Source organism: Pseudonocardia sp. MH-G8 (genome assembly GCF_002262885.1).
GTDB lineage: Bacteria > Actinomycetota > Actinomycetes > Mycobacteriales > Pseudonocardiaceae > Pseudonocardia.
Map to the genome: position 1 here is coordinate 38,772 of NZ_NKYF01000014.1, position 13,436 is coordinate 52,207.

The window sequence follows — 13,436 nt, forward strand, 5'->3', positions numbered from 1 at the left end:
CACCTCGCGCGGGCCACTCGTGGCGGGGGTGCTGGCCATGGGTGTGGTGCTGGTGGCCTCGGTGGTGGTGACGATCGGCCTCGGATCCGCGACGATCGCGCCGCTCGACACTGCGCGTTATCTGTGGGCGGCGCTCACCGGCGGCTCGATCACCGCCGCCGAGGTGCCGCAGTACCAGATCGTCTGGCAGGTTCGCACACCGCGCGTGCTGCTCGCGGCCGTCGTCGGAGCCGGGCTGGGCGTCGTCGGCGTGGTGGTGCAGGCGATGGTGCGCAACGCGCTGGCCGACCCGTTCGTGCTCGGGGTCTCGTCCGGGGCCTCGGCCGGCGCCGTCGCCGTGATCGTGTTCGGGGTGCTGGCCGGGCTGGGCGTGCACGCGGTGTCCGCCGGCGCCTTCCTCGGTGCCCTGCTCGCCTCGGGGCTGGTCTACGCCGCGTCCGCCACCCGTAGCGGCATCACCCCGCTGAGGCTCGTCCTCACCGGCATCGCGCTGTCGTTCGGTTTCCAGGCCGTGATGAGCGTGCTGATCTACTTCGCCCCGGACGGCGAGGCCACCAGCACCATCCTGTTCTGGACGATGGGCAGCTTCGGTGCCGCGTCGTGGGATTCGCTGCCGGTCGTCGCGGTCGTCGTCGTCCTCGGGGCGGTGGTGCTGCGACGCTTCGGCCGGGTGCTGGACGCGATGGCGCTGGGCGACGAGACCGCGTCGAGCCTGGGCGTCGACACCGGTCTCGTCCGCACCGCGCTGTTCGTGCTGACGTCGCTGATGACCGGGGCGATGGTCGCGGTCAGCGGGGCGATCGGGTTCGTGGGGCTGGTGCTGCCGCACCTCGTGCGGCTGGTCGTCGGCGCGGGCCACGCGCGGGTGCTGGTCGTCGCCCCGTTCGTCGGGGCGGTCTTCATGGTCTGGGTCGACCTGGTCTCCCGCGTCCTGGTCGCGCCCCGCGAGCTGCCGCTGGGCGCCATCACCGCGCTCGTCGGGGTGCCGGTCTTCGTCGTCCTGATGCGCCGGCGGGCCTACCTGTTCGGGGGTCGCTGATGGAGCTGCGTCTCGAGGCGCTCTCGGTCGTCGTCGACGGGACCGCGCTGGTCAGTGCGCTGTCGCTGGACGTGCCCGACGGGCAGGTGGTCGGGCTGATCGGCCCCAACGGCAGTGGCAAGTCCACCGCGCTGCGCTGCGTCTACCGGGCGCTGCGTCCCACCTCCGGTGCCGTGCTCGTCGACGGCACCGACGTCGTGACGACGAGCCGGCGGCAGAGCGCGCGCCGGGTGGCGGCGCTGACCCAGGAGGGCGGCGCCGACCTCGACTTCACCGTCGCCGAGACCGTCGCCCTCGGGCGCACGCCGCACAAGCGGGGCACCGAGGCGCTGACGGTGCGCGAGCGCGCGCTGTGCGAGCGCGTGATGGAGCAGCTCGACGTGGCGCACCTGGCCGGGCGCGGCGTGCTGTCGCTGTCCGGCGGGGAGCGCCAGCGGGTGCTCGCGGCGCGCGCCCTGGTGCAGGAGCCGGAGGTGCTCGTCCTCGACGAGCCGACCAACCACCTCGACGTGCGGCACCAGATCGAGCTGCTGTCGCTGCTGCGCGGCTCCGGCACCACGGTGCTGGTCGTGCTGCACGACCTGAACCTGGCCGCCGCCACCTGCGACCGGCTCGGCGTGCTGAGCCGGGGCGAGCTGGTGGCGGCAGGCGAGCCGTGGGACGTGCTCACGGCCGATCTCGTGGAGCGCGTCTTCGGCGTCACGGCCTCCGTCGTGGCGCACCCGCTGACCGGCGATCCGCAGCTGCTGTACGCGCTCACACCCACCCCGACCCCTGCCGGCGCCGCCGGCCCACCGGAAGGAACGCACCTGTGACCGTCCCCCCGACCCCGAGGTGGCGGCGCGCCGCGCCCGCGCTCGTGGTGCTCCTGCTCGCCGGGTGCGGTGCCGAGGTCGCGCCGGAGGCAGGCGCCCCCGAGCCGGTGACCGTGCCGCGTTGCGGCCAGGAGGTGGCCTACCAGCGGCCCGAGCAGGCCGTGGTCTACGAGGCCGGCAGCGCCGACAAGCTGTTCGCCCTCGGCCTCACCGACGCCGTGCGCGGCTACGTGATGCCGCCGGCGAACCCGCCCGTGGAGGAATCGCCGTGGGCGGCGGAGTACGCGCAGGTCGAGCTGCTGAGCCAGGACCTGCTCAACCGCGAGCTGGTGGTGGACGCCGGAGCCGACCTCGTGGTGGCCGGGTGGCGGTCGGGGTTCAGCGAGCAGCGGGGCATCACGCCCGAGATCCTCGACGGGCTCGGCATCCAGAGCTTCATGCACACCGAGAGCTGCTTCAACTACCCCGGGTTCCCGGAGCGCGTCACACCGTTCGAGGGCCTGTACGCCGACCTCGAGCGGCTGGGCCGGATCTTCGGGGTCGAGGAGCGGGCGGCCGCGTACGTCGGCGAGCTGCGCGCTCGGGTCGCGACCGTGCGGGAGGCGGCGCCGCGGCTGGACCCGCCGCCGTCGGTGTTCCTCTACGACTCCGGCACCGACCGGCCGTACACGGCGGGCAACCAGGTCCCGCCGAACGAGATCATCGAGTTCGCCGGGGCGCGCAACATCTTCGCCGACCTCGAAGGCCGCTGGATCGACGTCGGGTGGGAGGCCGTGGTCGCGGCGCAGCCCGAGATCATCGTCATCCTGGACTACCAGGACCAGCCCGCCGAGGAGAAGATCGCCTTCCTGCGGTCGCACCCCGCGCTCGGGTCGGTGCCGGCGATCCGGAACGACCGGTTCCACATCCTGGACTACAACGAGGCCATCAGCGGCCCGCGCATCGTGGACGGGGCGGAGGGCTTCGCCGAGTACGTGCGCACCTCGTTCCGCCGCTGACGTGCCGGCGTCACGATCGGTCCTGCGGGAGCCGCAGTTCCTGAGGTTGTGGGTCGGCACCACCGCGTCCGGCCTCGCGACCTGGGCGATGCCGTTCGTGCTCGGGCTCGCGGTGCTGCACGGCGACCTGGGCGCGGTGGGGCTCGGGCTCGTGCTGGCCGCCCGGACGGTGGGGTTCCTGGCCGCGGTGCCGCTGGCCGGGGTGCTCGCCGACCGCTACCCGCGCCGTGCGGTCGTGCTCTGGTCGGGCCTCGCCGCGGCGGCCGCCAGCCCGCTGATCGCGCTCGGCGCCGGGCGGTCGGTCCTGTTGATGACCGTGGCCGCCGTGGTGGTCGGTGCCGGGCAGGGCGCCTGCCGGCCGGCGTTCCAGGCCCTCACCGCCGAGGTGGTCGACCCCGACCGCCGCCAGCAGGCCAACGCCGCGATCACCATCGCGGTGCGGTGCAGCGTGCTGCTCGGGCCGGCCCTGTCCGCGCTGCTTGCCGGCGTGCTCGGCGTCCCGGCGCTGTTGCTGGGCATCGGGTCGCTCTGGCTGGTGGCGGCGCTCGTGCCGCCACCCGGAGGCAGCGTCCCCGTGGCCGCGAGCGGCGGGTCGATCGTCGGTGAGTTCGCCGAGGGCTGGCGGGAGGCGCGGCGGCACCCGTGGTTCCTCGCCGGCCTGGGCGCCCTGACGGCGGTGATCGCCACCGGGTACTCGGTCACCGCGGTCGCCCTGCCGCTGGTGGCCCGCGACCGCTACGGCTCGGAGGTCGTGCTGGCACTGGCCACCACCGGCTACACCGTGGGCGCGCTGCTCGGTGCCCTGTTGATCGCGCGGTGGCGGCCGCGGGCCCCGGGCTGGGCGGCGCTGGCCGGCCTCGGGGTGTACGCCGTGGCGCCGCTGTGCCTGCTGCAGCCGGTGCGCCCCGCCGTGCTGGTCGTGGCGTACGTCGCGACCGGGGTGGGGATCGAGCTGTTCAACGTGCCGTGGTTCACCGCCACCCAGCGTGAGGTGGACCCGCGCCTGCTGGCGCGGGTGTCCTCGCTGGATTTCCTGTTCTCCTACGGCCTCGCCCCGCTGGGCCTGGCCCTGATCGCCCCGGCCATCGTGGTGTTCGGGCTCGGGCCGACGCTGGCCGCGTGCGCGCTCGTGTGCCTGCTCGCCCCCGCCGCCGCGGCGCTGGCTCCCGGTACACGGACGTTCTCCGTGCGGGCCACGACCCGACCCTGAGCCCGCCGACCCGGCCGGATCGCACCGGGTGATCAGCCGGCGCGCCGTGCCCCGGGTCGCGAACGCGGCCTGCGACGGCGACGCTCCTGCGGCGCGAGTCGTACGCGAGGGCTCTCGCGGCGCGCTCACGTGCTTCTCGCAGTGATCACCATCGGTCCGATGGTGCCGGGCCGGACGGGATCGGTCCGCGACCCTGGACCGGACGGTCGCCGCCGACCCGAGAGGATCATCGGGTGACGCCTCCGCAGCCCCGCACCCCGCAGCAGCGCAAGCAGGACACCCTCGACCGGCTCGACCAGGACGTGGACGCCTGGGTCGCGACCAGTGGCGGAGACGGTCCGTACCTGGTGCCCCTGTCGTTCCTGTGGGACGGCGAGACCCTGCTGATGGCCACCTCGGCGGCCACCCCGACCGGTCGCAACCTCCAGGCGACCGGTCGGGTGCGGGTCGGGATCGGGCAGACCCGCGACGTCGTGCTCGTCGAGGGAACCGTCGAGGTCCTCAGCGCGGTCCCGGACGAGACGGCTGACGCCTTCGCCGCCCGGACCGGCTTCGACCCGCGACTGCCGGCCGAGTCCTATCCGTGGTTCCGCGTGCGCCCGCAGCGGATCCAGGCGTGGCGCGAGGTCGACGAGCTCGCCGGCCGCGACGTCATGCGGGACGGGCGGTGGGCCGTTCCCTGACCCCTCAGTTGCGGAGCGTCGCCAAGGCTTCCTGCACCGCCGCGCTGGTGGCCGGCACCGTGGCCGACGGGCCGATCTGGCCGCTCACCGCGTCGAGGGTCTTGAGCCCGTCGCCGGTGATCAGCAGCACGGTCTCGGCGTCCGGGTCGAGCTGCCCGGACTCGATCAGCTTCTTCGCGGTGGCCACCGTGACGCCGCCCGCGGTCTCGGCGAACACGCCCTCGGTGCGGGCGAGCAGCCGGATACCGTCCACGACCTCCTCGTCGCTGACGTGCCCGAGCGCGCCACCGGTGCGGCGCACCGCGTCGAGGACGTAGGGGCCGTCGGCCGGGTTGCCGATGGCCAGCGAGCGCGCGATCGTGTCCGGCCGGACCGGCTGCACGACGTCGTGGCCCTCCTCGAACGCCTTCGCGACCGGCGAGCAGCCCGTGGCCTGGGCGCCGAAGACGCGGTACGGGGTGGGCTCCACGAGCCCGAGCTTGCCCAGCTCCGTGAAGCCCTTGTCGACCTTGGTGAGCTGCGAGCCGGACGCCACCGGCACCACGACCTGCTGCGGCAGCCGCCAGCCGAGCTGCTCGGCCACCTCGTAGCCCAGCGTCTTCGAGCCCTCGGCGTAGTACGGCCGCACGTTGACGTTGACGAACGCCCAGTCCTCGTGCTCGGCCGCGAGCTCCGTGGCGAGCCGGTTGACGTCGTCGTAGTTGCCGTCGACGGCGAGCAGGGTGCCGTCGTACACGGCGGTGGTGAGCACCTTGGCCTGCTCGAGCGAGCTGGGGATCAACACGACCGAGTCCCACCCGGCGCGGGCGGCCGCGGCGGCGACGGCGTTGGCCAGGTTGCCGGTGGACGGGCAGCACAGCACGGAGAAGCCCAGCTCGCGGGCCGCGGCCAGGGCCACGGCCACCACGCGGTCCTTGAACGAGTGGGTGGGGTTGCCGGTGTCGTCCTTGACCCACAGGGAGCGCACGCCGAGCGCGGCGGCGAGCCGGTCGGCCTTGATCAGGCGGGTGAGGCCGGGCTCGGTGTTCGGGTGGGAGGCCACCGTGGTGGGCACCGGGAGCAGGTGGCGGTAGCGCCAGATCGACTTGGGGCCGGCCTCGATCGACTCGCGGGTGACGGTGCCGAAGTCGTAAGCCACTTCGAGCGGCCCGAAGCACTGGGGGCAGGCGAACTCGGCGGCGAGGGGGACCTGGTGGCCGCACTCCCGGCAGGAGAGCGCGCGCGCCGGACCGAGGTCCAGGGCGGTGGAGGTCGCGGCGGCGCCAGCGGTCAGGGTCATGAGAAGTCTCCTCATCTTCCCCGCGAAGTGCGGGTCGGAATTGGCACCGTGATCGAGCGCAAGAGCGCGCATCGCCGGTTGCCGGGGCTTCGTCGGGCCGTTCCCTCTGCCCCTCTGGATGAGCCATATGCGGTTGTGGCGTCCACGGTACGACACGATCTCCGCGCGCCCAAGCGGGTTCGGCGATCTGGGAGCCGGGTCACGGGTTGTCGGTGCCGTGCGCGAGCATGGAGCGCGTGGCCACCCCAGCGCCCCTGCACCTCGTCCTCGGCGAGGAGGAGCTGCTCGTGGATCGGGCGATCGAGCAGGTGGTGGCGCAGGTCCGCGTCACCGATCCCGCGGCCGAGGTGCGTCGCGTGCGGGCCGCCGAGCTCACACCCGCCGACCTCGCCGAGTTCCTGAGCCCGTCCCTGTTCGCGGAGGGCCGGGTGCTCGTACTGCTCGCCGCGCACGAGGTCGGCAAGGACCTCGGCGCCGCCATCCTCACTCAGGCGGCGGATCCGGCCGAGGGCATCGTGCTCGTCGTCGTCCACGCCGGTGGTGCGCGCAACAAGGCGCTCGCCGACGCACTGCGCAAGGCGGGCGCCGCGGTCACCACGTGCAACAAGATCACGAGGATGGACGAGCGTTCCGACTTCGTGCGGGCGGAGGCCCGCCGGGTCGGCGGCAAGATCACCGGTGAGGCGATCGGCACGCTGCTCGAGGCCGTGGGATCGGACCTGCGGGAGCTGGCGGCGGCCACGAGCCAACTGGTGGCCGACACCGGGGGCGCGGTCGACGACCGCGCGGTGCGCCGCTACCACCGGGGCCGGGCCGAGTCGTCGGGGTTCGCGGTGGCCGACCGGGTGGTCGCGGGCGAACGCGCGGCCGCGCTGGAGGCCTTGCGCTGGGCGCAGCTGCTCGGCGTGCCGTCGGTGCTGATCGCCGACGCCCTGGCCGACGCGGTGCGCACGCTCGCCAAGGTCGGTTCGGCCGGCCGGGGCGACCCCAACCGGCTCGCCGGCACGCTCGGCATGCCGCCCTGGAAGATCCGGAAGGCGCAGCAGCAGGTGCGCGCGTGGGGTCCCGAGGCGCTCGCGGAGGCGTTCGACGCAGCCGCCGAGGTCAACGCGGATGTGAAGGGCGCGGCGGCCGATGCCGACTACGCGCTGGAACGTGCCGTCCTGCGGATCTGCGCGGCGCGCGGGCGGCGCTGAGCGGCCTACCGGCTCGCGGTCAGCTCTCGCCGGTGGTGCGGGCGTTCTTGACCCAGAGCCCCAGCTTGTCGCCGAGGAACGCTCCTCCGATCCCGGCGAGGGCGGCGGGGATCATCATGAGCAGGTTGACGAGCATCGGCAGTTCTCCTCGGCTCCGGGCGGGCGAGACGGGGGAGCGAACGCGGGGTTGCCCGCCGGCGAACCCCCACTGTCAGCGAGGTGCCGGACCGGTGTCGACGCGATGTGGCCCATCGCACGTTCGGGTGACGAAGAGAACGGGTACCTACTACGCCCTGTTCTCGCCCACGCGAAAGCGCCGGCCCGCGATGCGGACCGGCGCCTTCGGGAAGAGCGTGGATCAGAGCGCGTCGACGCGCCTGGCCATCGCCGACTTGCGGTTGGCGGCCTGGTTCTTGTGGATGACGCCCTTGCTGGCCGCCTTGTCCAGGGCTCGGGCGGCGCTGCGCTGCAGCTCGGTGGCCTTCTCGGTCTCACCGGCGTCGGCCGCCTCGCGGAACTGACGCACTGCCGTGCGGACCGCGGACTTGACCGACTTGTTGCGCAGGCGGTGCTTCTCGTTGGTCTTGACCCGCTTGATCTGGGACTTGATGTTGGCCACGCGAATGCCTCGAGTTTCTTCCTGCCGGTGATGTGCTCGTTCCGCTCCGCACCGGCGGCGGGGATCGTGCGTTCACGCCGGGCGCTCAGCGATCCATGTTACAGCTCGTCACCCGCGCCGGCGAAATCGGCCCTGCTTGGGGCTACCGGTGCGGCGGCACGCGCAGCCGTGGGCGCGCCGGGCCGCGGGCCGGAGGGCCTGCGCCGTCGCGTCCGCCGCCCGGTGCGGCGGCCCCGCTCACCACGGTGTTCCCGCCGGCGCGCTTGGCCCGGTACATCGCGGAGTCGGCGGCTGCCAGCGCAGCCGACGGTTCGCCGTCGAGCGGGGCGCGCACCACACCGACCGATATCGTCACCCCCGCCGCGGCGTCGACGGGGAGCGCGGCCACCGCGTCGGCGGCCCGTTGCAGCGCCGCGCACGCCACCGGCAACGGTGTGGCCGGCATGACGACCACGAACTCGTCGCCGCCGTAGCGGGCCACCAGGTCCTGTGCGCGCAGCGTGGTGCGCAGGCAGGAGGCGACCTCCTGCAGCACCTCGTCGCCCACCGCGTGCGAGCGCGCGTCGTTGACGTCCTTGAAGCCGTCCAGGTCGATCAGCGCCACCGCGCACGGCTGGCTGCTCGCTGTGCTCGTGGCCTCGTCCAGGCGCATGTCGAGAGCGCGACGGTTGGGCAGCCCGGTGAGTGGGTCCTGCAACGCCTGCGCGGCGACCGTGCCGTGCTCACGGGCGAGGCGGTGGTGTTCGGAGTGGCTGCGCAGCGCCGTGTGGCGCGCCTCGCGCAGGGCCCACAGCTCGCTCTCCAGCGCGGTGGCGTAGTGCTGCAGCGCTTCGGACGGGGTGCCACCACGGGCGATGTGCTCGATCCGCGCGACCTCCCGGTGCAGGGCGAGCGCGAGCACGGCGTCGGAGGTGTCGGCGTCGCGCAGCTCCTCGTGCAGCGGGGCGAGGGCCGCAGCCGCCTCATCCGGGCGACCGGCGGTGAGCAGGCAGCGCGCCGTGCCGATGGCCAGTACGACGCGGTCCTCGGTGAAGTGCGCCATCGGGTGCAGGGTCTGCAACATCTCCAGGTGCTCGCCGCCGGGGCGCTGCAAGGCGTAGGCGGCGCCGATCACCGAGCACTCCCGCACCGCAGGGCCGGCGACGACCGAGCCGCGCGACATCGCGGGCTGCCAGAGCCGGGCCGCGACATGCGCGGTCTGAGCCGCACCGACGAACCGGGTGGCGGCGGCCGCGTCCCGGCCACCGCGTTCCAGGCGCAGCGCCCAGGACAGCTGCAGGCGCACCCGGTTGAGCTGGTGCACGAGCCGGTCCATCACCGACCCGCTGCGCTCCGACACCGCCACGGCGCGCTGGGAGACCTCGTCGGCCAGCTCGTGCGAGCCGAGCTTGAGCAGGACGACGACCAAGCCGTTGAGGCTGCGCGAGAGCTCGCGCGACCACCGGACCGGGTCATGCCCCGGCGTGGGCGCCTTGATGTCGGTGAGGATCGCGAAGGCTGCGGCGGCGTCGGCGAGCGCGTTCTCCCCGTGGCCGAAGACGGCCGTGCGGTGCGCGCGCAGGGAGGCGGCCTCACCGAGCCGGCGCGGGTCGCCGTCGAGGTCGGCGAGCTCGATGAACTCCTGCAGCAGCGCCTCGACGTCGTCGGCCTCGGCGTCGTCGGCGGTGAGCAGACGGATCATGAGGCCCATCCGCAGCAGCTCCGAGACGAGCGAGGACGGGCCGCGCGTGCGGGCGTGCGCGAGCAGGCCGTCCAGCCCGCGGCGCGCCGCCGCCTTGCCCGCGGCGTCGGCGCGCTGCTCGAAGCGGAGCTTGCTGAGCGCGCGGGTGACGATCTGCTCCTCGGTGAAGAGCTCGGCCTCCTGCACGCAGGCGCATTCCGGTGCCCCCTGGACGAGTGCGCATTCCGGGGTCGTGCCGTTCGCCGACTCCGAGCGCGTCGATGTCACCGCTCGCCCCCTGGATGAACAAGGCCGGTATCGGGCCGTCCGGTCGGACGCCGGGGCTGGGGGACCCGGCACGGCTGCCATGTGGTCGCACGCCAGCGCGATCTCGCCATCGTCGCACCTCAAGGCCCCTCTGAGGAGCCAGGGTGACGATCCGACCCGAAGATGCAGCGGATGGTCTTCGATTCGCTACTCTCGGTGACCAGATCGCCCCGGACCTGCACCGATCGGACGTCCACCGCGCGCCTTCCGCTCCACGCGGCGACCGCAGGCGCCATCATCGTCGCGTGGCGGACCACAGGGGTTCCGCCGGCTGACCGGGAGGCGACCGTGAAGGGGATCTGGGGCGAGTTCAAGGCGTTCGCGCTGGGCGGCAACATGCTGGACCTGGCGCTCGGATTCATCATCGGCACGGCGTTCGCGGGGCTGGTCGACAGCCTGGCAGGCGATGTGATCATGCAGTTCGTGGCGGCGGTCTTCGGCCAGCCCGACTTCTCGACGCTCACGTTCACGCTCAACGGTTCCGAGATCCGGTACGGGGCGTTCCTGACCGTCGTCATCAACTTCCTGTTGCTGGCCGCGGTGCTGTTCGGTCTGGTCAAGCTGCTCAAGCGCGCCGGGTTGGGGAACTTCAAGGCGCAGGGCAGCCGGGAGTGCCCGCACTGCAAGGAGTTCGTCGCGATCGACGCGACGAAGTGCAAGTACTGCACCGCCGACATCGATCCGGTCGTCGCCGACGAGGACGAGTCGCCGCAGATCGCGACGGAGAAGCGGGTGGCGGAGTAGCGAGGCCTCTGGCTCACCCGTTCGGACTCCGGTGGGGTGCCACGTGGGACGATGGGTGTTCCCCGCTCGAGAAGGAACAGAGTGAGCTTCGCCGATCAGACGTTCACCCCGCCGGAGCTGATCCGGAACTTCTGCATCATCGCCCACATCGACCATGGCAAGTCGACGCTGGCCGACCGGATGCTGCAGCTCACCGGCGTGGTCGAGGACCGCCTGATGCGCGCCCAATACCTCGACAGGATGGACATCGAGCGCGAGCGCGGCATCACGATCAAGGCGCAGAACGTCCGGTTGCCCTGGCAGCTGGACGGCCAGGACCACGTGCTGCACCTGATCGACACCCCCGGCCACGTCGACTTCACCTACGAGGTCTCGCGGGCGCTGGAGGCGTGCGAGGGCGCGATCCTGCTGGTCGACGCCGCGCAGGGCATCGAGGCGCAGACGCTGGCCAACCTCTACCTCGCGCTGGACAAGGACCTGACGATCATCCCGGTCCTCAACAAGATCGACCTGCCTGCGGCCGATCCGGACCGGTACGCGGCCGAGATCGCCCACATCATCGGCTGCGAGCCGGGCGACGTCCTTCGCGTCAGCGCGAAGACCGGCATCGGTGTGCGGGAGCTGCTCGACGAGGTCGTCCGCCAGGTGCCGGCGCCCCAGGGCGACGCCGACGCGCCACCTCGAGCGATGATCTTCGACTCGGTCTACGACACCTACCGCGGCGTGGTCACCTACATCCGCGTGGTGGACGGGAAGATCACGCCGCGCCAGCGGATCAAGATGATGTCCACCGGTGCCACGCACGAGCTGCTCGAGGTCGGCATCGTGTCGCCCGACCCGAAGGTCTCGGCCGGCCTGGGCGTCGGCGAGGTGGGCTACCTCATCACCGGCGTGAAGGACGTGCGGCAGTCCAAGGTCGGTGACACGGTCACCAGCCAGCGCCACGGCGCCGCCGAGCCGCTCACCGGCTACCGGGAGCCGCGGCCGATGGTCTACTCGGGGCTCTACCCCGTCGACGGCTCGGACTACCCCGAGCTGCGCGACGCGCTGGACAAGCTGCAGCTCAACGACGCCGCCCTGACCTACGAGCCGGAGACGTCCGCGGCGCTGGGGTTCGGGTTCCGCTGCGGCTTCCTCGGGCTGCTGCACCTGGAGATCACCCGGGACCGGCTGGAGCGCGAGGCGGGCCTGGACCTGATCTCCACCGCGCCCAACGTCGTCTACCGGGTGGTGCTCGACGACGGCTCGGAGATGATCGTCACCAACCCCTCGGACTGGCCGACGGGGAAGGTGGGCGAGGTGCACGAGCCGGTCGTCAAGGTCACGATCCTGGCGCCCTCCGAGTTCATCGGCGCGATCATGGAGCTGTGCCAGAGCAGGCGCGGTCAGCTCGGCGGCATGGACTACCTGTCCGAGAGCCGCGTCGAGCTGCGCTACACGATGCCGCTGGCTGAGATCATCTTCGACTTCTTCGACGCGCTGAAGTCCCGCACCCGCGGCTACGCCTCGCTCGACTACGAGGAGGCGGGCGAGCAGAGCGCCGACCTGGTCAAGGTCGACATCCTGCTGCAGGGGGAGCCGGTCGACGCGTTCTCGGCGATCCGGCACAAGGACCAGGCCTACGCCTACGGCACCACGATGGCCTCGAAGCTGCGGGAGCTCATCCCTCGCCAGCAGTTCGAGGTGCCGATCCAGGCCGCGATCGGCTCGCGGATCATCGCGCGCGAGAACATCCGCGCGATCCGCAAGGACGTGCTCGCCAAGTGCTACGGCGGTGACATCACCCGTAAGCGCAAGCTGCTGGAGAAGCAGAAGGAGGGCAAGAAGCGGATGAAGACCATCGGGCGGGTCGAGGTCCCGCAGGAGGCCTTCGTGGCGGCGCTGTCCACCGACTCCAGCGCGGACAAGGCGAAGAAGTAGCCACCCGCCGCTGAGCGGCTGGCGTGGACCGGCAGCCGGTCGGTCTACGCCTCCGGCGCCGTGCTGCTCAGCTCGAACGTCGCGGTGCCACCGGCGAGCTCCAGCACCCGGATGGTCAGGGTGCCCTGCGGGGAGGCGAACTGCACGGTGCCGCCCGGACCGGTCACGCCGTACGAGCGCGCGTTGCCCGACGACAGCATGAAGGTCACGGCGTAGGTGCCGACGTCGGTCACGGTCAGCGCGCTCGGCCCGGCTCGCCCGTCCAGCGGGATCTCCACCGGCCCCGTCACCCGCAGGGTGCAGCTGCCGTCGAGGCAGGCGCCCACGTCGGTGCCGGGCGGCTGCTGGGCCGCCGCCACCGCGGGCGGCCCCGTACCGCTCAGCACGAGTGCGGTGAGCAGGGCGGCTGCGGCGATCGGACGGCGCACGAACGTGACGCTAGATCACTTCGGGCGGGGGTGGTGCGGGGATGACCCGGTCGGGGGGCCACGATGGGACGCATGAGCGCCGGCCCGTTCCCCGTTGCCACCGTCGTGACGGGAGCCGTCCTGCTCGGCGTGCTGGTCGTCGGTGTCGCCGCTGCGCGGGCGAAGGGCCGGTGGACGCTGCTGGCCACCGGGATCCTGGCCATCCTCGTCGTGGGCATCGTCCTCACAGCGGTTGCCGGCGGCCCGGACACCGAGGACCCCGCGGTCGAGCTCGCCGCCCTGTACACGATCACCGTGCCGCTCGTCCTGGCCTTCGTCGCGGGGTGGCTGGCGGCGTTCGGCAGCTGGCTGCGCCGGTTCCTCGTCGTGGCGGTGGCGACGCTGCTGCTCGCGGTGTTCCCCTACGCGGCGGCGGGCCAGGCGACCGCGGATGCGTTCCTGCGCGGGGGCTGACGCGCTGCTCGAACAGCGCGCAGCCGTGGCACCCGGGCGGGTACCACGGCTGCGGTGGGGTCGGT

At 72.8% G+C, this 13,436-nt stretch carries 13 protein-coding genes and 1 riboswitch; of the genes, 9 read left to right on the forward strand and 4 right to left on the reverse strand.

All coding sequences use genetic code 11. From position 1 onward, the window contains the following. The first annotated feature begins 37 nt into the window (after positions 1-37). The 5 genes from CFP66_RS27140 to CFP66_RS27160 all read left to right on the forward strand — a co-directional run bounded on the left by CFP66_RS27140 (position 38) and on the right by CFP66_RS27160 (position 4,745). Positions 38-1,039 (forward strand): iron ABC transporter permease, encoded by a 1,002-nt coding sequence (locus tag CFP66_RS27140; RefSeq protein ID WP_094928178.1) that lies wholly within the window; start codon positions 38-40, stop codon positions 1,037-1,039. Then, on the forward strand, positions 1,039-1,854 hold the full coding sequence (locus tag CFP66_RS27145) for an ABC transporter ATP-binding protein (RefSeq protein ID WP_094928019.1): 816 nt from the start codon (positions 1,039-1,041) through the stop codon (positions 1,852-1,854). The genes CFP66_RS27140 and CFP66_RS27145 overlap by 1 nt, the downstream gene beginning before the upstream one ends. Continuing rightward, on the forward strand, positions 1,851-2,852 hold the full coding sequence (locus CFP66_RS27150; RefSeq protein WP_198961697.1) for an ABC transporter substrate-binding protein: 1,002 nt from the start codon (positions 1,851-1,853) through the stop codon (positions 2,850-2,852). The genes CFP66_RS27145 and CFP66_RS27150 overlap by 4 nt, the downstream gene beginning before the upstream one ends. 1 nt (position 2,853) lies before the next feature. After that, the gene (locus CFP66_RS27155; protein ID WP_143517399.1) at positions 2,854-4,062 is read left to right on the forward strand and encodes an MFS transporter; all 1,209 of its coding nucleotides are present in this window, start codon (positions 2,854-2,856) and stop codon (positions 4,060-4,062) included. 233 nt (positions 4,063-4,295) lie between these two features. Continuing rightward, entirely contained in the window at positions 4,296-4,745 is a 450-nt protein-coding gene (locus CFP66_RS27160) for a pyridoxamine 5'-phosphate oxidase family protein (RefSeq protein ID WP_094928020.1), read from the forward strand. Positions 4,746-4,749: 4 nt separating this feature from the next. Here CFP66_RS27160 and thrC read toward each other — a convergent pair whose 3' ends face one another. Continuing rightward, the gene (gene thrC / locus CFP66_RS27165) at positions 4,750-6,024 is read right to left on the reverse strand and encodes a threonine synthase (protein ID WP_094928021.1); all 1,275 of its coding nucleotides are present in this window, start codon (positions 6,022-6,024) and stop codon (positions 4,750-4,752) included. A gap of 8 nt (positions 6,025-6,032) precedes the next feature. After that, a riboswitch (SAM riboswitch) is annotated at positions 6,033-6,149 on the reverse strand. Positions 6,150-6,260: 111 nt separating this feature from the next. Between thrC and holA the strand changes: the two genes are divergently transcribed. Then, positions 6,261-7,220, forward strand: a complete 960-nt coding sequence (gene holA / locus CFP66_RS27170; protein ID WP_369805173.1) for a DNA polymerase III subunit delta — start codon at positions 6,261-6,263, stop codon at positions 7,218-7,220. Positions 7,221-7,578: 358 nt separating this feature from the next. Here the strand turns inward: holA and rpsT are convergent, their stop codons facing one another. Then, entirely contained in the window at positions 7,579-7,839 is a 261-nt protein-coding gene (gene rpsT, locus CFP66_RS27175) for a 30S ribosomal protein S20 (RefSeq protein WP_094928023.1), read from the reverse strand. Between the two features lie 142 nt (positions 7,840-7,981). Beyond that, complete coding sequence (locus CFP66_RS27180; RefSeq protein WP_143517400.1) at positions 7,982-9,787, reverse strand: GGDEF domain-containing protein; 1,806 nt, start codon at positions 9,785-9,787, stop codon at positions 7,982-7,984. 327 nt (positions 9,788-10,114) lie between these two features. Here CFP66_RS27180 and mscL point away from each other — a divergent pair, with 327 nt between their 5' ends. Continuing rightward, positions 10,115-10,570 (forward strand): large conductance mechanosensitive channel protein MscL, encoded by a 456-nt coding sequence (gene mscL / locus CFP66_RS27185; protein WP_094928181.1) that lies wholly within the window; start codon positions 10,115-10,117, stop codon positions 10,568-10,570. A gap of 81 nt (positions 10,571-10,651) precedes the next feature. Further along, positions 10,652-12,490 carry a translation elongation factor 4 gene (gene lepA / locus CFP66_RS27190; protein ID WP_198961698.1) on the forward strand — a complete coding sequence of 613 codons (1,839 nt, stop codon included), beginning with the start codon at positions 10,652-10,654 and terminating at the stop codon, positions 12,488-12,490. Between the two features lie 44 nt (positions 12,491-12,534). Here lepA and CFP66_RS27195 read toward each other — a convergent pair whose 3' ends face one another. Then, positions 12,535-12,918 carry a hypothetical protein gene (locus CFP66_RS27195; RefSeq protein WP_094928026.1) on the reverse strand — a complete coding sequence of 128 codons (384 nt, stop codon included), beginning with the start codon at positions 12,916-12,918 and terminating at the stop codon, positions 12,535-12,537. 72 nt (positions 12,919-12,990) lie between these two features. Here CFP66_RS27195 and CFP66_RS27200 point away from each other — a divergent pair, with 72 nt between their 5' ends. Further along, complete coding sequence (locus tag CFP66_RS27200; RefSeq protein ID WP_094928027.1) at positions 12,991-13,371, forward strand: hypothetical protein; 381 nt, start codon at positions 12,991-12,993, stop codon at positions 13,369-13,371. The last annotated feature ends 65 nt before the right edge of the window (positions 13,372-13,436 follow it).